We start from the raw sequence: 20,659 nt of genomic DNA, 5'->3' as shown, positions 1-20,659 counted from the left end.
ATGGCGGATAAAGAAGGTTTCTTAAAATATAAAAGACAACTACCTGGATCCAGATCACCTGAAGAAAGGAAAAAGGATTACAAGGAAATTTACAAGCCTTTGGAATCCAAAGTGCTTAACGAGCAAGCCGCAAGGTGTATGGATTGTGGCGTTCCTTTTTGTCACAATGGTTGTCCCCTAGGAAATGTCATCCCGGACTTTAATGATGCCGTTTACCATAAAGAATGGGAACTGGCTTATCAAATACTCCGTGGAACAAATAACTTTCCGGAGTTTACCGGAAGAATTTGCCCTGCACCATGTGAGGCAAGTTGTGTATTGGGTATCAATAAAGACCCCGTTGCAATCGAATTGATCGAAAAAAGCATTGCAGAAAAGGCTTATGAGCTTAATCTTGTAAAGCCTAATGTGCCTGCAGAAAGAACCGGAAAAAAAGTTGCCGTAATTGGCTCCGGACCTTCAGGTCTTGCTGCTGCAGATCAAATAAACCAAGCAGGTCATGAGGTGACTGTCTTTGAAAAAGACAAAGAAGTAGGTGGCCTTTTAAGATATGGTATTCCTGATTTCAAATTGGAGAAATGGGTGATTGACCGCAGGGTTGATGTGATGAATGAAGAAGGCGTAATTTTCAGCAAAGACACCGAAGTAGGTTTTAATATCAAAGCTGAAAATATTCTTCAGAATTTTGACGCTGTAGTGCTTACTACGGGTGCACAACACCCTAGAGACCTGAAAATCAATAACCGTGATGCCAAAGGGGTTCATTTTGCCATGGAATTTCTTGGCAGACAAAACCAAGTGATTTCAGGCGAGTTGGAAAGCAATCCTATCCATGCAAAGGACAAGCATGTCATTGTAATTGGCGGTGGAGATACCGGAAGTGACTGTATTGGTACTTCCAATCGTCATGGAGCAGCATCTATCACCCAACTCGAGTTATTGCCTAAACCACCTCAAAGCAGAAAAACCCTTAACCCTTGGCCTGAATGGCCAATGACTTTGAGAACTTCTAGTTCTCACGAAGAAGGTGCCGAAAGGGTATGGTCCGTACTTACCAAAGAGTTTACCAAAGACGAAAATGGTAATGTTACAGGACTTACTGTGGTAGACATTGAATGGAAAGAGGAAAACGGCAGAATGCAGTTTTTCGAAATCGAAGGAACAGAAAGAACCCTTCCTTGTGACTTGGCATTTTTAGCTATTGGTTACTTAGGGCCAAAAGCCGGTCTCCTAGAATCTTTCGGTGTAGCGTTTTTGGAAAATGGACTGCCTAAGTCTAAAAACTACCAAAGCTCAGTTCCTAAAGTATTTCTTGCCGGAGATATGAGAAGAGGTCAATCTCTAGTTGTATGGGCTATCGCTGAAGGCCGTGAATGTGCGGTGGAAGTTGATAAGTTCTTACAAGGAGAATCAACCCTCGCAAGGAGAGATCAATCCTTCTACTCTTATGAACAAGAAGTGACACAGAGCTAATTTCGCTCAGTCAGCAAATATACTTAAGGCAATCCAAATTGGATTGCCTTTTTTATTGTCCAATTTTTTGAACAAAATATATCGGTGAACTGCTCACCCGAAAGCTTGAGTAACTTTGTGAGCAAATCATTTCCGCACAGGTGAATAAACTACATTTTTTTATCCATCCTTTTTACAATTTCTCTTAGTAAATCATTTTGCTCTGTCTTTAACACTATAAATTTATTGACCCAGCTATAAACCAAATAACACAACAACCCAAGGATCAAAAGGTAGAATACAAAGTAAAGAATTGGAAACAATATAGACATGGCTATTAAAAGTTTTGGTATAACAAATAATTAGGGTTTTGGAATAACCTCCTTCTTTTGCTAATATAATAAAATATACTCTTTAAATTACTTTTAGTTGATGTTTTCAAAACCAAGCATCTAATAAAATTACTTTATTTTCATTTTACTCAGTCACTTTTACTCCAAAGGAAGTTTTGCCAACCACTAAGGAATTTTCACCTATCACATAAACTACTACTATCAATAGGTTTGTAAAGTTGAATGACTAGCATTACTTCAATGCCAATCATTCAACACTGTCAATTTCATCCACGGTATATTTCTGGATTTTAACCTTAACATATAATGAATACAGATAGAATTAAAATATTAAACAAAAAGGGAAATGAATTGTCAACATCAATCGACTTTCCTAACCACCAGAAACCCAAACAATTTGTTCTGTTTGCCCATTGCTTTACCTGTACGAGCCAGCTTAATGCAGTAAGAAACATTGGGCAGGCCTTGAACAATAAGGGCATTGCTGTGGTCAGGTTTGATTTTACAGGTTTAGGAAAAAGTGGGGGAGACTTTGCCAATAGCCATTTTGAGGCCAATGTGGATGACTTAATGGTTGTCAACGATTATATCACCAAGCATTATCAAGCGCCTGCGCTTCTCATTGGTCATTCCCTTGGCGGAGCAGCAGCAATTGTGGCTGCTTCTAAACTGAACAATATAAAAGGGGTAGTGACCATTGGGTCTCCTGCTGAAGTAAAGCATGTCACAAAACACTTTGCAGGACAGGCAAAAAAACTGGCTAGTGGTGAAGAAACTGTAGTTCTGATTGGTGGCAGGGAATTTACCATTACTGGAGAATTTATTAATGGATTCGAAAAACATGATCTGCCGGCTACCATCGAAAATCTAAGAAAGCCAATTCTAATCATGCATTCCCCTGTAGATGAAATTGTATCGATCCACAATGCCCATGAAATCTATCAAAAAGCTAAACATCCGAAAAGTTTTGTCTCCCTAGACAATGCCAACCATCTTTTAACAAAAAGTGAAGATAGTATGTATGTGGGTGAGCTAATTGGTTCATGGGCTTCCAAATATATAGACCTAAAATCCTTTGACACCCCCAACCCCAACAAGCATCAATTGGTGGCCCATTTAAATTTAAAAGAAGATAATTTCACTACCTATATCAACACCCAAAATCATGGCATTATTGCCGATGAACCTAAAAGTGTGGGAGGGTTTGATTTTGGTATGTCACCATTTGAATTGGTATCGGCAGGTTTGGCAGCCTGTACAGGAATGACGCTCAAGTTGTATGCAGAACGTAAAAAATGGGATCTTCAGGAGGTTTATACCTATGTTAACCATAGTAAAGAAATGTTTGAAGGTGACAATAAAGATGTTTTTGCAAAGTCCATTGAGTTCGTTGGTAACCTGGACACGAAACAAAAAGAAAGGTTAAGGGTTATTGCAGCAAAATGCCCAGTACATAAAACTTTACAACAATCCTCCACAATAAAAACAGAAATAAAAGGGGAGCCAAATAATGAATAGGAGTAATGTTAAAAAAAATCGCACAAAAATTGCGGGAATTATGTTGAGCCTCTATAGGGTAAAGAGGAGTTACTCCTTTGGTTGAATTAAGAACAGTATCACATAAAAAATAAAATAAGGAGCAAAAATGGGAAAACTTAAAAAGGCCTATTTGGCCGGAGGTTGCTTTTGGGGCATGGAAGACCTTTTTCGAACCCAAAAAGGAATAAAAGATACAGAAGTAGGTTACCTAGGTGGAGAAAATAAAAACCCTACCTATAGAAATCATCCCGGTCATGCCGAAGGTATAGAGATCACTTATGATTCTGAGGAAACTTCATTCACTGCACTGTTGGATTATTTCTTTCGGATCCACAATCCTACTACGCTAGACCGCCAAGGAAATGATATGGGCTCGAGTTATCGATCAGCTATTTTTTTCCAAAACGAAGCAGAGAAAAACGATGCTGAAGAAATGATAAAAATTGTCAACGCTTCCCAAAAATGGGATGCTAAGGTTGTTACAAGCCTAGAGCCTTTTGAAGAATTTTGGCCGGCAGAACCGGAGCACCAAGATTACTTACTGAGGTATCCCAATGGATATACTTGTCATTTTGAAAGGTTTGAGGAAAGTTATTTGAAATAAACAATTCATAAAAGACCTGCTAAATTAATTTTGGCAGGTCTTTTCTTTTGTATCTAAGGTAAACCTGATCTTGCTCAGAGCAATTAATAAAAGTTGGATAACTTTATAAACCTGAGACAACAATTTCACTGGAGAAAGTACATTTTCTGAATAATCTCGAACCTTCCTTTTTAGTTTGAATTCATGATTGATTAAAACAAGCCCTATAAGGCTTTTGAATCAATTATTTTTTGTCTCCCTTGTCAAGTTTTACATTAAAGTGGGGAACTTGATAATCTTTGGGAAGGTAATCAGCAGGTATAGTGCTCATGTTGCCATCTCTTGCTGCCCTATAATGTGGGGATAAAATCTCTATATCACTTTCATTACATGCATCCTGGATATTTTGATGCAAACTAGAGTAAATTAGTGCTTGTTTACTCGCCTCTCGGGTATAAGCATTGATTTGATAAGCCACATAAAAATCCTCCAAACTCGTTTGTAAAACAAAGGGTTTGGGGTCATCCATAATCATGTCTGTTCTATTGGCTGCCTCTATTAATACTTGATGGACCTTGGGCCAAGGGACATCATAGCCAATAGTAACCGTGGTATGAACCACCAGGCCTTTATCCTTTGCCTCTATGCTATAATTTGTGGTGTTTTCTGTAAGTACCGATGAATTGGGAATAGTGATCACTTCATTCTTAATTGTTCTCACACGGGTGACGAGAAGGGTTTTCTCTATGATATCTCCGGTCACATTGTCAATTTTAATACGGTCCCCAATTTTAAACGGTCGCATGTATGTAATCACCAAGCCAGCTACCATATTGGCAATGGCTGATGAAGAGCCTAGTGAAAATAATACCCCTACAAAAACAGATACACCCTTAAAAATATCTGAATCCGAGCCCGGTAAATGAGGGAAAATTAAGATAAACATAAATGCATATAGCAAAAATTGCACGATGCTAAATGTAGGCATGGCCCAATCGGAATGGAAGCCGGACAACACCAGTTTCTCAGCCTCTATTTCCCTAAAGATATATTTCACAAACTTGATCACATATTTCATTACATAATAGGTCACCAGAATTGTGAAAAGATTGGGCAGATAATTCCATATGGATAACAATAAACTTCTAAATGGAGCCCAAATGAGGTAAAAGAGGGTATTGGCCCAATCGCGTGAAAAAGGAAAAATACTGAAAATGATGGGCAGGGTAATGTAAAGCAAAAGAAAATACACAAACCATTTCAAGAACTTTATCAAAAAATACAGCATTTGGGTTTCTTGATCCACACTCAAGAAGGTGTAGTCCTTATAGGACAAATCCTTTAGCAATTTATCTTTTTTGTTCTCAAACTTTAAAAGAAGCTTGTCATAGCCTTTTGAAATCAAGCCTATAGCAAACCAAGCAATCATCACCACAAGGATTACCAAACCAACCCTCGACAATAACTTTAGCCAACTGTTTTCCTCCCTGGCCTCCTCAATGGCCCCTTTTATAATTTGCAAGGAATTTTCAGCCAGTTCTTCTTTTGATTTCCCGGACCATAGGGCATCGTTTTCTGAAATACTGGCTATAATTAAATCCTTATAAATAAGGTCATAAGTATCTTCTACTTTAGTTATTCGGATGGAATCATCAATTAAAAAATCATCCTCATAAAGCTGCTTGATTTTATTGGATACACTAATGGCCCTTTCCTTCGGAGAAACGGCCCCCATCTTGGAATAAATTAAAAAAAGCGTATCCTTCTTAACCCCTAAAACAGGGTAACCCTTGGCAGTAGCTCTTAAAGAATCAATTTGAGCGATCTTATCGGAAAGTCGTTTTTTTTCATTCTCTTTGATCGCTTCCAGCTGTTGGATCAAATCAATTTTTTGAAGGTTATCAGTGGTTTTAAGTTCCAAGAGCTGTGCCTCAAGCGTAGCCTTTTTAAGGGAGTCTACCTTTCTTTCCAGTTCTACTACAGCCAACTTCCTGTTAAATTCCTCCATGGCCGCATTGTCAATTGAGTCCTTGTTTTGTAACAAAGTATCAAACTCTAAGTCTTGGCCAAGGGCGCTAAACACTAAAACGCTATGGAAAAATAGCGATAATATAAATTGAGATAACTTCCCCATTGTTGTAATTATAAGCCATAAATATAGTGAAAGTCGGTGTAATTCAAACCTTTATTTTCACAAGCAAAAAACAACTTTTAACTCTTTGACTGACTGTATTTTACAAACAATATAGAAGGTCAAAATTTCGAGTATCCAATTATCTTTTGGTTATCAAAAGAATATGGATTAACTTTTGATGGATCATAAAGCATGGCTTCTTTTCAGGAAGTAATCTCGGAAATAAGCTTACTTAAAATGAAAATGTTATGCCAAGGCCTCAATCAAAAGACGAACTCATCTTTTTAAGTCAAAAGAACTTTGACAAGCTTATGGATGAAGTAAATGCTTATCCTGATGAAAAAAGGACGCTAACTTTTCCACCTCCTACTTTGAATAGAAATATTAAAGACGTCTTGGCCCATCTTCACCGGTGGCACCTAATGATGCTGGAATGGTACAGGGTAGGAATGAAAGGGCAGCAGCCTAATATACCGGCCAAGGGCTATACTTGGAAAACCCTTCCCGAACTCAACCGAAAAATTCAGGAAGAAAATAAAACCCTTCTCTTAGAAGAAGCCATTGATTTGGTACGTGGTTCTCATAAAAAGATTCATATAATCATGGACCAACATACCAATGAGGAACTATTTGAAAAAAAACGGTACAAATGGACAGGCAGTACTTCGCTGGGTGCGTATCTTATTTCCAATACTTCCAGTCATTACGACTGGGCATCAAAACTTATAAAAAAATCCTTAAAAAATTTATGAAATTCGGCTACACAATATTCTACGTAAAAGATGTCCAAAAAACACTGGGACTCTATGAAAAAGCATTTGGTTTCAAAATAAAATTCAAAACTCCTGAAAACGATTACGGAGAACTGGTTTCCGGGGAAACAACCTTGTCCTTTGCTTCCCAAGAATTAGGAAAAGCAAATTTTGGCAGTAATTTTCAACCGGAGTCCATAAAGGAAAAATCCTTTACAATGGAGATTGCTTTTGTCACTGAAAATATCTCTGAGGATTTTAATAAAGCCATTGCAGCAGGTGCTGTGTTATACAAGGGAATCGAAGAAAAGCCATGGGGACAAAAGGTAGGTTACTTAAAGGACCATAATGGAATTATAATCGAGATTTGCACACCTATTGCCGGTCAGTAATTATTAGAAAAATATAAATTCAAATTAACAATCAATGGACTTATTCCTCAGGTACAGGGTCAGGCGCTAGCTCATAACAACCGATGGTTGGAAAGCTTCGTACCTCATTTCCCTCCAAATCATAGGCTAAATTGATTGTTGGAGAAGCAGCTCCAACCAAAGGTGAGCCATGAGCGGGTCTGTAATTCCCTTCTGCCATGTTCACAAAATAGGCTGGCTTTAAGGGACTTGCAGAGGAAATAATTTTCCCTCCACCCATTCCTGCCAACCTACCAAAAACCGTATTTATAATGGTAGTTTCTGCCCTCCTATCAATTCTACCCGGAACGGTACAATTTCTTATTACAGTGCCTGAAGTGTCCGGAAAAATCACTATTCCCGGTGAATCCCCCAAATTGCACATTTCTATAAGCGTATCAGTGGCTTCTTGAGCAATGGTCAGTCCCCCTTTGGCCCATGAGGAGTTCATCACATCAATGTATTTAAAATAAATTCCAACCGGTTTTTTATCCGTTGGACCATTATTTACCGATTGAGAAATAAACCGGGTACACCCGTCTATTAATATATGCTTGTACCCGGAATTTTTTATTCCAAAACTGGCATCCAGGCCATTGTGAGCAATGTGACGAAAGGGATTCATCGCATCCTGATAACCCTTTAGGTAAAACCACTCGTAGCAATGGGCCTCTGCCCTAATTTGAATACCTAAGCTCCTTCTGTTGTCTTTGCACCGCAGGTCAGCATACTTTAGGTCAACAAATGGGGCGTTGGCTGCAGATAGAGGCGTTTCTGAATCCATAACCGAGGTATAACAGCGAAAATTTCGCCCTTTTATCCCTCCACTTTCAAACTTTATCGCCCTGTATTTACTATCATAGGTCTCAATATCTTGAAACAAGGCCTCAATAAAACCGGAACCTTCTGCTCCCGGATGGTTTTTTACCCAGAAAAAGCCATCTTCCCATTCCAGACATGTACTGCATTTTAGCCGGATAAATCTATTTCCTTTCCCATACATCCCTACCTGATATGGATACCAACTTCCTTCTCCATCAAAATCCGTTGCAATATCCATAATGCAGATATTGTGAGCCACTCCTTCCGGATTAGTGGCCGAAGTTACAGAGGTTCCATTTAATCTGGCATCTCCAACATCACAAAATCGTTCTGAAGTTTTGTTATTGCTCCCATCTATTATAGGCCTGGGCCCTTTACCCCAAGCTCCTAAGGTAATATAGGGAGGAAGTTTACCTTTAATCAAGGGGTTTTGGACCTTTGTCCAATCTTCTATCCGCTGCCCTCTTTTCCACAAATAAAACATCCCCGCTTTTCCTGTGCTTATGGCCGGATTGCTTCCATAGAAGTTATCTCTCCACCTTCGGTAGGGATGTTTCCGCGTGCCTTGCCCCTTGTCCTTAACCTCATTGTCAAAGTAAACACAGTTTCTAACCGGTATTCTATAAACCTTACAAATGGTATCCTGAAAATAAGAATCATATAACTTGACCCGCACCGTCAGGTACCTTGTCTCCTTAAAAAGCGAAGCTTTTAGAATGGATAGTTCTCCTCCGGCTGAAATTGAAAATGCTTGGTCCGTATTTCCTGACTGTATTTCGAAACTATAAGAAGTGTCATCTATCTGAGTTGCCCATCTCCTATTAAAAAATTTTTGATGGCTCCACAAAAAATTTACCTTTCCTACATGATCTCCGTTTTCACAATCTTCCGGAAGTATATAGTATTGGTTATAAACAGGAGCATTGGATTTAACTTCTGCAACTGTTCTGATATCTTCTGTATGCGTTATCGGATGCCTAAATGAGGAATAATCTGTCATAAAACCAATTGCTTACCTTATCGTCTCCATTGAAATTAAAAAACGCTCACACACTTGGGTGAGCTTCGTTGGGTAAATAAAAATAACCGCTTCGGGAATAGTTTCAAAGATACTAAATATTTATAATTGTAGATACCTTCCTGATGCTTATGGTTAAATGAAAAATATTGAAGACCTAATTCAAGCTTGAACAAAAATCAATAATATACTTAGGTTATTCTTTGCCCAACAATTGCCACCAATCCGGTTGAGAAATGACAATATTATCCAGCACTATGGGCTCCCCAATTCTTGGAGTAATGACATTTAAATTCAGCTCTTTTGCTTTTTGAGAAACCCGTTCCACCGGATCTGTCCAACTGTGGTGAGACAATTTGAAAGCACCCCAGTGAATAGGCATGATGGTTTTGGCTTTTACATCTTGACCTGCCATTGCTGTTTGCTCAGGAAACATGTGGACAGTCGGCCACAGCTCATTGTATTGTCCACATTCCATCAAGGCCAGGTCAAAAGGCCCATATTCTTCTCCGATTTCTTTGAAATGATCTGCGTATCCACTGTCCCCACTAAAGAATAAATTGGCTGTAGGGGATTGGATGATCCAGGAAGACCATAAGGTATGGGCCCTATCCGAAATTCTTCTTCCTGAAAAATGCTGGGCAGGCGTACAGCGTATAGTCAACCCCTCAAAGTTTTCTTCTTGCCACCAATCCATCTCTACAATGTCTTTCTTATCAATACCCCAGGCTAGCAAATGAGCCCCTACACCTAAAGGAGTGAAAAATGTATTGACCTTTTCTTTTAACTTTTGAATGGAACCATAGTCCAAATGGTCATAATGATCATGGGTAATAAGCACTGCATCTATTGCAGGCAACTTCTCTATTTCAATAGGAAGTTCCTTACTAAACCTTTTGTTTCCTAAAAGAGGATGGGGAGCAGGAACTTCCCCAAACATCGGATCTATCAGTATTGTCTTGCCATCTAGTTGTAATAAAAAGGTAGAATGGCCAAACCAAACCAAGCGGGTTTCGGACCCAAACTGAACGATATCCAGGGAATCAATTTTTACGGTTGCTATATTCTCTTCCGGAACCGAGTTTGGAATGGTCTTCATCATTCCGGTGATGGCTTTGAACATATCACCGGCACTCATTTCCATTTCTACATTTCCATTGTTTACAAATTTCCCATCCTTAAAATGTTTGGATTGGGTATACCTGCTGTAAGCCTCTTCACTAGGCTTTCCACCAAACTCCGGACTAAAATGCATAAACAATATACCCGCTATAATTAGAAGGCCGATTACTGAAATAAGTAGGGTAATCATTCTGTATATTAATTTTTTAAGTATTCTCATTTAGACTGCTAACTATTGCGTCGAAAGCCATGGGTTATAAAAAGAAAAGGTTTTCTCGCAAGAGTCCGAAAAAACCGAGGTGAAAATAAAGTTTAGCTTAATCCAATAGCTTTTTACGGTTAGAATTGTATAGGTTAAATTTAAACGCTAAAGATGCAATAGAACTTCTATTACCTGCTGAAATCCCTACAAAATCTGCCACTTTGTAGCTGTTTTCAATTGCACCAAAGAAGTGGGATCCTAAAATTTCCAACCAGCCTGATTTTCATACGATTCCAACATTTCCCTTAAATACGGAAATCTTATTGAATTATCCGGGTTAAGTTACGATTAAAAACCATTCAGGTTTAAATTTTTTATCAGGTAGGCATTAATGAACAATGGAAGTCTCTCTAATCCAAAACCTAAAAAAGCTCCTATTTTAAGGAATTCGAACTTAAAACAGCAAAACTGCTTTGAATTACCTTTTTGTATATTCTAACCTTCCAAGATCTCGTTTTAAAAATCAAGAGGATTTAATTACCTTCGTTTTTTCATTAAAAAAGAATCAACATGGAGATATCAGGAAAAATCATACAAGCCCTAGAAGAACAATCCGGAAATGGTAGAAACGGAACATGGAGAAAAAGGGACTATATTTTGGAAACCGGAGGACAGTATCCAAAGAAAGTTTGTCTAACTGTCTGGGGGGATAAAATAGATCAGTTTAACATTCAGCAAGGACAAGAATTGACGGCAAGTATTGAGGTAGAAAGCAGGGAATTTAATGGACGCTGGTATACCGACGTAAAAATCTGGCGAGTAAATAATGCAAGCACCCCAAATGCTGCTCCGGCCCCAAAGAATGAAATGCCTGATGTCACCACTTTCAATGATGAGAGTGAAGGAGATGTATTGCCATTCTAATAACAATCAAACCTGAATATATATTTAGCACATTGCTACCCGGTTCAATGTTATTTTGTAGCTATTTGCCGGAGATAAAAAAAGTCGGATTCTAATTTTTGAATCCGACTTTTTTGTTTTCATAAGCCTATTGCTTTGAATCTAGTGCGGCTTTCCAGCCTATCTCCTCCACTCGTTCCGCCGAAGCCAATACTTTTTCTGAAAGAGATTGTTTAAATTCCTCGAGATTTTTTGATACTTCCTCATCATAAGCACCAATGATAGAAGTGGCTAAAATACCCGCATTTTTCCCTCCATTTAATGCCACTGTAGCCACGGGAATTCCGGAAGGCATTTGAAGGATCGAAAGAATACTGTCCCATCCATCAATTGAATTGGAGGATTTTACTGGCACACCAATAACGGGTAAGCTGGTAAGGGAGGCCACCATTCCCGGAAGATGTGCTGCACCTCCGGCCCCGGCAATGATTACTTTTATACCCCTTTTTTTAGCTTCTTGGGCATAGTTTATCATTCGAACGGGAGTTCGATGGGCAGATACTATGGTCAATTCATAGCCTACTTCCATTTCTTCTAAAAATTTGGCGGCTTCAGACATTATTGGCAGGTCGGATTGACTGCCCATGATGATACCCACTTTTATCTCAGTCATGCTTTAATCTTTATAAGTTCTTTTATTCTATCTGCTTTTTCTTTCAATAAGCCGGCATCTTCCGCAAGAAGGGTAACATGACCCATTTTCCTGAATGGCTTTGTGATTTTCTTCCCGTATAAATGTAGGTAGACTCCCTGTTCTTTAATGGCTTCATCCATTCCTTCCACAATGGCATCTCCTGTATAGCCATCTTCTCCCAGCAAGTTTACCATGGCAGCAGGACATCTCAAACCAGTCTCGCCCAATGGCATGTCCATGACAGACCTAAGATGCTGTTCAAATTGTGAAGTAAAATTGGCTTCAATGGTATGATGCCCACTATTGTGCGGGCGAGGGGCAATTTCATTAACCAGCAATTCACCGGATTTGGTCAAAAATAGCTCTACTGCTAATAAACCCACCATGTCGAGCTTTTGAATCACCTCTTCGGCAAGTGCCCTAGCATTTGCTTCTATTGTTGAACTAATATCTGCCGGGGAAAATAAAAACTCAACTAAATTATGCTCAGGATGAAAGGCACATTCCACCGAGGGAAAGCTTTTCACCTCTCCGGCCTCATTCCGCGACACAATCACGGCAAGTTCCTTGTCAAAATCTATTAACTTTTCCAGCAAACCGGGGGCATCAAAGGCCTTTTCCAGGTCATCTGCATTGCGCATTATTTGTACCCCACGGCCATCATAACCTTCTTTTCCCAACTTATTTACGGCCGGCAAAAACGATGCTTGCTTTTTCACCTCTTCTTTATTTTCTGTAAGAATAAATGGAGATGTAGGGATTCCCTGATCCAAATAAAATTGTTTTTGGCTTCTTTTGTCTTGAATGAGCGCGATGATATGGGGTTGAGGAAAAACTTTTACGCCTTCTTTTTCAAGTTGAAATAGGGCCTCAGTATTCACATGTTCTATTTCAATTGAAATGACATCACAATTCTTCCCAAAAGAATAAACTGCATCATAATCTTTCAAGTTTCCATTTACAAAATTATTACTGAGGAATTTACAGGGAGCATTTGGATCAGGATCCAAAATATGCACCTCAAGGTTATAATTGATAGCAGATTGGATAAGCATCCTTCCCAATTGTCCTCCACCCAAAATTCCTAGGGTCTTTTGCTGATAGTTTTTCTGCACAGTATGATAATTTTTTATGAATCAGTACAAAATTAAGGAATCTCTACCATTATGTTGCAGGGATAAGCCATGGCAAGTTAAATTAATCTTTGCACATAGTTTATTCTTTTCACCTAAGAGCTATACGATTGAAAAAATTAGACAAAAAAAAAGGTTACCGCATTAGGTAACCCCATTTTATATTATAATCCAGAAGGCTAAACTGACCTCCCACCAATAAGACGGAACAAAACAGCTATTACTGCTAACACTAATAATATATGTATAAGGCCTCCTACAGTATATACAAAGGCTCCTATAATCCATCCTATTACAAGAATGATTGCAATCACATACAATAAAGAACTCATGGTTGTATTGGTTTTAAATGGTTGTTTTATTTGATACTACTAGACCAATATTTATGCCAAAGTAAATTGAGTCGCTATTTTATAAAGCTTTGTTGATCTCTATGCCCATCAGTTCCATTAGCTTTTGCGCATTAAAATTAGGACAGGAACCTTTCTTTATTGTATAGTCAAATACGATTTCATCCTTTTGAATATCGTGGTGGAAACTGTAATTTACCAAAAAGGGCAACTGGTTTTCCAAGGTGCTTAATTCAATATCATGTGTAGAGATGATACCCTTGGCCTGGGTCTGTGCCAATTGTCTGATTAGTGCCTCACTTCCTAGTACCCTATCTGCCGTATTGGTCCCTTTCAAGATTTCATCAAGTAAATAAAAGACGGGCTCTCCGGCAGCTGCCTTTTCTAAAACTCCTTTGATTCTTGCCAATTCTGCATAGAATGAACTTACACTTTCCCCCAGACTGTCTGTATTTCTCATGCTGGTATACAATGAAAAAGGGCCTGTCTTAAAAGTCTTTGCAAAGGGTGGAATTCCCATGCCTGCCAAAACCATATTTATTCCTAGGGTTCGCATAAAGGTAGTTTTACCGGACATATTGGACCCGGTAAGCAATACTACCTTTTCCTTCTCTCCTAAACTAAAATTATTGGCTACACAGGTTTCTGGGACTATCAGCGGATGCCTGATCTCCTCTGCATCAAATACAGTTTCCTCTTCCCAAATAACCTGAGTACTAAGGTCTTCCTCTTCCATAAATGCGGCCATAGAAACCAATGCCTCCCAAGTTTCAAAGGTTTCTTCCCACGCTCTCATGTTTTGACCGGCCATCTCATTCCATTTCTTTAGCCTGTACAAAACATAAAAATCAACCCAAAAGAGAATATTGAAAATTAAGTACAACAAATTGGTCCTGTTCTCTACCATAAAAGTAAGGTTTTCCAACTGCTTAAGGGCTTTTGAAGCCAAAAACTCATTTTGTTTGACAGGCTTTAAAAACTTTAATAATAATGGATTTTCAAATTGCTCCTTTTCCAAAAGTTTTGCCCAAGCTTGTAAGGTTTTAAGATCACTGTCATTGGGTAAGGATTTCATTGCCTCCATCAGAGGTTTAAATATCAAACCCAATAGCCCCATTCCCACTAGAATAAAAACACTTAAGTAGGCAGTAGAAAAGAAGTTGTACAATACACCAAAAAGAACAATTAGCCCAAGCAGTGGACCAAGAACCATGGGAATAAAATACAAGGATTTCCATGGCAGGCTTTTCTTTAACCAAGAATAAAATCTGGCTTTTCCATCAGAAGTATTGTCTTTTTTCATAAAAGCCTTACCTAGGGCTTCAAATACAAATAGGAAGTCTTTTTTGGAACGTAGTTCCATCAGAGCAGCTTGCTTTTCTTCAGCCTCTTTTGGTTTCAAAGGAGACTTCATCCAAGAAGCCAAACGTGACTTACCTCCACGGCTTACCGTATGGTTGATCATTTGGAACAAAGAATGATCACCAAATAAATCCAGATCACTTGCAAAGGGATGTATAGGATCAATAAATTCCGCTCCTTTGTCAAAATCTTTCAGCTTTCTATTCTTTCGGTTAACACGTTCTTCATGGATCTCTTTGACTGCCTTGTAAAAGCTTTCCCTGTCTTTTTCTTTGTTGAATTTTAAAATCAGGCTTACAAAGACAAAGCTCACAGGGAAAAACAGAAAGAGGAGCCAGTGAATTTCTGTTATTCCTACAATCAATAAGGCCAACATTATTAAGAAAAGTCCTAGGCGTCCTAAAGACAATAAAAGTATTTTGTCCCGGATGGCTGCTAGTTTTTTATCCGGATCAGAAAGGTCAAATTCAACGTTCATGTATTAAGATATTTGGTCATAGGGAAGATGGCTCCCTAATGACAATGACTGTTTTGTTACCAGCGAAACCATTGCTTTACTCGATCTAATTTTGGCCTAGCTTTAACCAAAGCCTAAGCCTTAAGAGTTTTCAAGTGAGATAAGGACTTCACTATTGATAAAAGCCCAGAATTTAGCCCTATTATAGCTTGCAAATTCTTTGTGGCACCATCAACTTTAAATAATGGAAAACACTCCTCGAGTATCGCTCTGGTAAATAAAATATAAATGTAGTATAAAAAGTTAAAACAAAATGAGCAATTTCAATTGAGCCATGTTAGGGAAACCATTCCAAATGATTATTGTCGCGAGCATTCATCCATTATTTTCTCCCATTATCAATGCTATAAAAGAAAATGGGTACCCACAGCACATTTGCCTTTCGGTACCCATCAGGTGGTTTTTCAATCCAAACAAATTTTTAAGCAGGGATCATCTTTCCACTTTTCAATGAAACAGGTTTTTCCAGCTTTATTTTTAAGCCTATGATCAAAGTACCGATTGAGCTAATCAACCAAAAAGCATCGATCAATAAGATATCTGAATAACCCTTGATCCAACTTATCCAGAGCCAATTACCTGTAAACAAGCCATTTGCTAAAGGAACCATTAATCCCATTGCACCACCCAAAATCAATGTCCACTTATTCGTCAGCGCATTGTTTTTAAGGAAAGTGAAAAGCAAGGTTAACAAGAGCCATGACCAAAAATAGGTTTGAAAAATAAATGACACCCTGTCCATATCAGGATCCTGAAGGCCTATTTTTACCATAACAAAAGTAAGGGCTGTTACAGGATACATGCTTAGGCATCCGGCTAAATAAAACCAAACCAACCAAGCATTAAACTTACGCTTGACAGGAGCCACACTTTTTTTATCTCGGGCAACCAACCAAATCATTACCCCGGAAATTATCACAAAACAGGTAACCATTCCTAAAATAAAGTAAATCAGTTTAACAGCAATGCCTCCAAAATCTCCAAAATGTAATCTTTTTATGACTGCTCGAGCTCCTTCCAGATAAGGTACCTCCTCAAATGGGCTCATTTCACTAACCACTTCACCTGTAGCCACTTTATAAGTTATACTGCCTGCACTGGCAAAGTTAATGTCAAAATCTGCTTTTCCTTTAAATTTAACATGCATGTTTTGATCTCTATAATTGTATATCTCAGTAGTGCGAATGTCAAACTTAGGCCACTTTTCTTTGGTTTCGTTGAGGAGGCGGTTGATGGAAAAATCGGTAGACAAGGTTTCGCCACTGAAAGCATACTCAGGCGAATTGAAACCGAAATCATCATAAGCCTTCTCTGTACTGTCCTCATAAATAAACTTAACAATAGCCGGAGACATGATTGTCAGCCCTACAATTAGGTAAACTCCTGTCAGTGCGAAAATAAACTGGTAGGGAAGTCCTAATATTCCCAGTGCAGTATGGGCATCTGTCCATAGGTTTTTGACACTTGCCTTGGGTCTGAACATGAAAAAATTGCTTATTATCTTTTTCCAGTGAACCAAAACCCCGGTAACCACAGCGAACAGGAAGAAAAAAGCAATTATTCCTGCCAGCAAATATCCCGATCGGCCAAAAAAGTTAAGCTGGGCAAAAAAATGTAATCGATACAAAAACTCTCCAATAGAATAAGAGCTCTTATAATCATAAGTGTTTAAATCTTGGGTATTTAGGTATTTGAATGTCCCCCTTCTGCGCCTTCCTGATTCCTTTGGCTTGTCGTTTTTTGGTGGGGAAATATTCATGGACAAGCGTTGTTCATCATAATATTGATTGAAGGTGATGTCCCTATTGATTAAACTTTCATTGGTTTCAAGGCTATCTAGTACCTTATCAAAATCCATTTCTTCCAATTTCCAACCAACTGCCAATGGCTCATTTCTTTCCCAACTATTGATTTCATCCCTGAAAAATGAAAAGGAGCCGGCAAAGAAAATGACATACAATGCCAAGCTGATGAAAATACCGGAAATTGTATGGGTGTGAAAAAGAATATTATATATCCTATTGCTCATGATTGAAGAATTAAATGGGTAAGGATTGACAGAAATAGACTACAGAAGAAAAAACAAGGCTGAGCAAAAGATAAATTGCCCAAATTTTCCATCCTTTTTTGGCTATAAAAGCCACAATAAGAAGCCCTACCCAAAGTAAAAAGCCTCCAAATACCAGCGTGAAGAGCACCGCAACTTTATCCAAAACATAGGAAAGTGCAAGAAAGAAAGATACGGTAACGAAATACCCGCCTATAAGACCTGCTGAAATCCTGGAAAAGCGGTGTAGAAAATTGGGGTTGAGGTGTTTTTTATTGGCAGGCATGATTAAAACAATTCTAGGATTAATAAAAGACCAAATCCGGATATTATCCAGCCGGTTTTGATCCACACCAGAGGGGAAATTAAAACCACCAAGCTACCGACGAGCATTAATGAACAGATAAATGCAAATATTCCCGCACCCAAACCCAGGGCGTATATGGAAAAAAGCATTCCTATCAACATCAATAGGCCACCTATGCTTTTGGCCAATTGTGCATTGGATCTAAACCATTCCTCCCAATGGGCAGGTCTTAAAATTACGGCCCGTTGAGAAGTTTGGTAAAAAAACTCAAACCCCAAGAGGGTAAAGATTGTACTTAATGTAATCATTCTTATATTGTTATTCGTTTCTATGGTTTACAAGACTTAATCAAGTGACCACTTGTCACTTGTGACTAAAAAAAAGGAACACCAGAACCACCACGAAGCAATAATGGTGGTACCGGTGCAAAAAATTAGTTTTAAAAATATAGGATCTTAGCTCAAAAGTCACATAAAAAAATACCCACTTTTCTTATTGGAAAACCTTACCTCTCAACCACCTGAGTTGCACATCTCCAAATTGCTTTAAGCCCCGAAGGATCATCTTTTTTAAGTTTTTCGGTCTTTGTTACTTCAGCAAAGTATTTACCTGATCCATTTATTTCTACCTTGGCTTTTCCTTTTTTGCCTGTAATAAAGTCTAGACTGTTATTGTCAGGCCCCAATATATTGATGGTAGCATCTGGAAGAGGCTCTCCTTTATAGGACACATTAAACCTAGAAGATTTAGGATTTCTACTAAGCATTAGCTCCGTTTGTTCAGTAAGGTCGGCTTTGCCTTTTCCCACCCAAACTTGAGCAGATGCATTGAATTGATAGGCGGTGGTTCCTTTAAGCACTTTTGCGGTATGGCTGATCTGCAGTTGATATTCACCTTTTTCTCCTGCTACAAAGTTTCCTTCAAAATGGTCTTTTCGAGCTACTTTGTCTAATTTAATTCGCTTACCGGAAGGACTGATTAACCAAATCTCAAAATCCTCCACATCAGAATACCAATCTGCTACATCTTCGATGGCATTTTCATGATAGTCTGCATAATAAACCTTAAAGGCATGTGTTTTTCCCAACGCTGTAGTGGCAGATGTATGGATCCACAATGCATGTGCATGAAGGCTGCTAGCCAGCAGTCCAAACAACAAACTCAAAACCAATGATTTTATAGATGTATTTTTCATATTTATTTTATTAAAGCTTTCGAATCATTTCTATCAATTCAAGTTGCTCATTGGCCTCTATGACACATGCTCTTAAATGATAGAACTCTTCTTCTGAAAATGAAAATTGAATGTCTTGATGGTAGGTTTCAATAATTACCCTATCGATACCGTCCATGCAGGGAAATTTGTAATAGTCAAAATCGATCTGTTTCAAATACCTAATAAAGGCTGCAAAATTTACCTCATCAAAGCCAATCATAACTTGGTGATACATTAAGCCCATCCTACAACAGTCCACACATTTGGTGAATATAAAATCGCGGTTTTGATAGATTACTTCCGTTTTACATGTTGACATTCCACAGTTGTTTAGGGATTGAAAATTGCTCTATTTCTATACGCTTAATAGTTTTCATAGCCTACCCAACCAAGGTTCATTTGATTAGGTTATTGCAGCTTACTTAAATTGGGCCTGGGTTTATTTGCCACATCTGCCGGCCGAGACATTAGGACAATCCACCCAGGACTTAATTCCATTATTCCGCCGGGTCCAAATGGCTAATGGCGGTGATTCTTCCCCCTTCCACTTTTAAACCTTGAGTAGCCGTGGCAGAAATTGCGTCAAACTCATAAACCCAACTGCCCGTTTCTGTAGTTATTCCGATATAGGCTTTTCCATTTAGGGTAGAGTAATTATTAATTGTTACCCCGCCTATCTCTTCTTCTGTTGGAGCGCCCGTTACCCATTTAAAGGTCTTGTTATACACATCGGCGATTCCGAAGCGGTTCCCTGTAGAATAAGCTCCTTTTTCCTCCTTCATGGTCAAAATAAATTTTCCATTTCCCGCATAGGTTTTTGCAGTGATATAGTAGTCATCTGCCAATTCTTCCACATTGAAATAGTATGATTGGTCAAAGGCCAATTCCCCATTCTTGATCCTGGTAAATGCAGAAGGCAAAGTACTGGTCATTTCTCCATTGGAAGTAGCGATGGACCCTGAAAAAGCGTAAGCATCTCCTTTTTCATCGACCTCCAAGCCAGAAAGAAAATAGCGTCCAATAAAACTGGTTCTGTTGTCCTTAATTACAGTGTTTAATTCCATGCTTGGATAATCAAAAACTGCGATATAAGCGCTGTCAGGGTAGGAGGTGCCAAAGGTGTCGTTGCAACATGCCTTGATACTAAAATATGGAGCAAATAACTTGTCTCCCACTTGAGTTACCCAAGAAAAGAAAGCCCTTTCTCCATTGTTAGCTATTTCCTCCTGGTTCCATTGTCCATCATCCACGATCTGAACTTGATCGGTGTCTAGCCTGTACCAAGAGGCCATAGGTTCATTACCTCTAGGAATTTTTACCATTACGATATCATCATCCATAGGTCCGAAAGCCTGTACCGTTTCTGATTGAAAATCAGATTTTTTTACAAGGCTTCCATTTGCATCAAGCTCATAGGTAGTCACCGCTCCGGGGTTTCCTTGCCCATAAAGCATACTAAAGAACTTGTTATTGTGAGTGACATAATATCGGTAAGTTCCGTCCTGCTCCACACCATTACCCAGTGTACTAACCGTTCCTTCGGTTAAGCTTTCTGCAGTCAACAAATAATCCGCAACTCCATCTGAAGCCATAGGCGTAGAGGCGATAATATAACGACTTTCTCCGGCAACTACCGGGGGTTCTTCTGCAGTAGGAGTGGTTTCACAACTGATTAAGCTTATGACCAATGCGATCATGCAGGCTAATAAATAATTACGGTTGGTTTTCATATGTTTAGTAAGA

19 protein-coding genes are annotated in these 20,659 nt (G+C 38.7%); 6 read left to right on the top strand and 13 right to left on the bottom strand.

The window, feature by feature from the left end:
- The 3 genes from ACYVHJ_RS09375 (at nucleotide 1) to msrA (ending at nucleotide 3,948) form a co-directional block, all read left to right on the top strand.
- Complete coding sequence (locus tag ACYVHJ_RS09375) at nucleotides 1–1,473, top strand: glutamate synthase subunit beta (protein ID WP_339901922.1); 1,473 nt, start codon at nucleotides 1–3, stop codon at nucleotides 1,471–1,473.
- 638 nt (nucleotides 1,474–2,111) lie between these two features.
- Nucleotides 2,112–3,323 (top strand): bifunctional alpha/beta hydrolase/OsmC family protein, encoded by a 1,212-nt coding sequence (locus ACYVHJ_RS09370; protein WP_460514261.1) that lies wholly within the window; start codon nucleotides 2,112–2,114, stop codon nucleotides 3,321–3,323.
- Between the two features lie 127 nt (nucleotides 3,324–3,450).
- A complete protein-coding gene (msrA, locus tag ACYVHJ_RS09365) occupies nucleotides 3,451–3,948 on the top strand; it encodes a peptide-methionine (S)-S-oxide reductase (RefSeq protein ID WP_460514260.1) in 498 nt (165 codons plus the stop codon).
- 223 nt (nucleotides 3,949–4,171) lie between these two features.
- Here the strand turns inward: msrA and ACYVHJ_RS09360 are convergent, their stop codons facing one another.
- Nucleotides 4,172–6,061: a mechanosensitive ion channel family protein gene (locus ACYVHJ_RS09360; RefSeq protein ID WP_460514259.1), complete on the bottom strand. Its 1,890-nt coding sequence runs from the start codon at nucleotides 6,059–6,061 to the stop codon at nucleotides 4,172–4,174.
- Nucleotides 6,062–6,309: 248 nt separating this feature from the next.
- Here ACYVHJ_RS09360 and ACYVHJ_RS09355 point away from each other — a divergent pair, with 248 nt between their 5' ends.
- Both ACYVHJ_RS09355 and ACYVHJ_RS09350 read left to right on the top strand, forming a co-directional pair.
- On the top strand, nucleotides 6,310–6,813 hold the full coding sequence (locus ACYVHJ_RS09355) for a ClbS/DfsB family four-helix bundle protein (protein WP_339901926.1): 504 nt from the start codon (nucleotides 6,310–6,312) through the stop codon (nucleotides 6,811–6,813).
- Nucleotides 6,810–7,205, top strand: coding sequence for a VOC family protein (locus ACYVHJ_RS09350; protein ID WP_339901927.1), 396 nt, complete (start codon nucleotides 6,810–6,812; stop codon nucleotides 7,203–7,205). The genes ACYVHJ_RS09355 and ACYVHJ_RS09350 overlap by 4 nt, the downstream gene beginning before the upstream one ends.
- Nucleotides 7,206–7,245: 40 nt before the next feature.
- On the opposite strand, the gene ACYVHJ_RS09345 is transcribed toward ACYVHJ_RS09350, so the two are convergent.
- Together ACYVHJ_RS09345 and ACYVHJ_RS09340 are read right to left on the bottom strand one after the other, a co-directional pair.
- Nucleotides 7,246–9,045, bottom strand: coding sequence for a hypothetical protein (locus tag ACYVHJ_RS09345; protein WP_460514258.1), 1,800 nt, complete (start codon nucleotides 9,043–9,045; stop codon nucleotides 7,246–7,248).
- 214 nt (nucleotides 9,046–9,259) lie between these two features.
- Entirely contained in the window at nucleotides 9,260–10,375 is a 1,116-nt protein-coding gene (locus tag ACYVHJ_RS09340; protein ID WP_460514257.1) for an MBL fold metallo-hydrolase, read from the bottom strand.
- Between the two features lie 582 nt (nucleotides 10,376–10,957).
- On the opposite strand from ACYVHJ_RS09340, the gene ACYVHJ_RS09335 reads away from it, so the two are divergent.
- Nucleotides 10,958–11,311, top strand: a complete 354-nt coding sequence (locus ACYVHJ_RS09335; RefSeq protein ID WP_339905611.1) for a DUF3127 domain-containing protein — start codon at nucleotides 10,958–10,960, stop codon at nucleotides 11,309–11,311.
- A 127-nt stretch (nucleotides 11,312–11,438) separates the two neighbouring features.
- On the opposite strand, the gene purE is transcribed toward ACYVHJ_RS09335, so the two are convergent.
- The 10 genes from purE to ACYVHJ_RS09285 form a co-directional block, all read right to left on the bottom strand.
- Nucleotides 11,439–11,963 carry a 5-(carboxyamino)imidazole ribonucleotide mutase gene (gene purE, locus ACYVHJ_RS09330; RefSeq protein ID WP_339905612.1) on the bottom strand — a complete coding sequence of 175 codons (525 nt, stop codon included), beginning with the start codon at nucleotides 11,961–11,963 and terminating at the stop codon, nucleotides 11,439–11,441.
- Entirely contained in the window at nucleotides 11,960–13,099 is a 1,140-nt protein-coding gene (locus tag ACYVHJ_RS09325; protein ID WP_460514256.1) for a 5-(carboxyamino)imidazole ribonucleotide synthase, read from the bottom strand. The genes purE and ACYVHJ_RS09325 overlap by 4 nt, the downstream gene beginning before the upstream one ends.
- A 197-nt stretch (nucleotides 13,100–13,296) precedes the next feature.
- Entirely contained in the window at nucleotides 13,297–13,449 is a 153-nt protein-coding gene (locus ACYVHJ_RS09320; protein WP_339904655.1) for a lmo0937 family membrane protein, read from the bottom strand.
- A gap of 79 nt (nucleotides 13,450–13,528) precedes the next feature.
- Nucleotides 13,529–15,307 carry a P-loop NTPase family protein gene (locus ACYVHJ_RS09315; protein WP_460514255.1) on the bottom strand — a complete coding sequence of 593 codons (1,779 nt, stop codon included), beginning with the start codon at nucleotides 15,305–15,307 and terminating at the stop codon, nucleotides 13,529–13,531.
- Nucleotides 15,308–15,767: 460 nt separating this feature from the next.
- Nucleotides 15,768–17,375 (bottom strand): PepSY-associated TM helix domain-containing protein, encoded by a 1,608-nt coding sequence (locus tag ACYVHJ_RS09310; RefSeq protein WP_460514254.1) that lies wholly within the window; start codon nucleotides 17,373–17,375, stop codon nucleotides 15,768–15,770.
- A gap of 10 nt (nucleotides 17,376–17,385) precedes the next feature.
- On the bottom strand, nucleotides 17,386–17,679 hold the full coding sequence (locus ACYVHJ_RS09305) for a hypothetical protein (protein WP_460514253.1): 294 nt from the start codon (nucleotides 17,677–17,679) through the stop codon (nucleotides 17,386–17,388).
- Between the two features lie 2 nt (nucleotides 17,680–17,681).
- Nucleotides 17,682–18,008 carry a hypothetical protein gene (locus tag ACYVHJ_RS09300; RefSeq protein WP_460514252.1) on the bottom strand — a complete coding sequence of 109 codons (327 nt, stop codon included), beginning with the start codon at nucleotides 18,006–18,008 and terminating at the stop codon, nucleotides 17,682–17,684.
- A 197-nt stretch (nucleotides 18,009–18,205) separates the two neighbouring features.
- Nucleotides 18,206–18,895, bottom strand: coding sequence for a hypothetical protein (locus ACYVHJ_RS09295; protein ID WP_460514251.1), 690 nt, complete (start codon nucleotides 18,893–18,895; stop codon nucleotides 18,206–18,208).
- Nucleotides 18,896–18,905: 10 nt separating this feature from the next.
- The gene (locus ACYVHJ_RS09290; protein ID WP_460514250.1) at nucleotides 18,906–19,235 is read right to left on the bottom strand and encodes a DUF6686 family protein; all 330 of its coding nucleotides are present in this window, start codon (nucleotides 19,233–19,235) and stop codon (nucleotides 18,906–18,908) included.
- Nucleotides 19,236–19,413: 178 nt separating this feature from the next.
- A complete protein-coding gene (locus ACYVHJ_RS09285; RefSeq protein WP_460514249.1) occupies nucleotides 19,414–20,646 on the bottom strand; it encodes a DUF4374 domain-containing protein in 1,233 nt (410 codons plus the stop codon).
- Between the last annotated feature and the right edge of the window lie 13 nt (nucleotides 20,647–20,659).

The organism is Cyclobacterium sediminis (genome assembly GCF_054781075.1).
The sequence above is the reverse complement of the archived record's forward strand: the minus strand, read 5'-3'. Positions and strand labels throughout refer to the sequence as shown.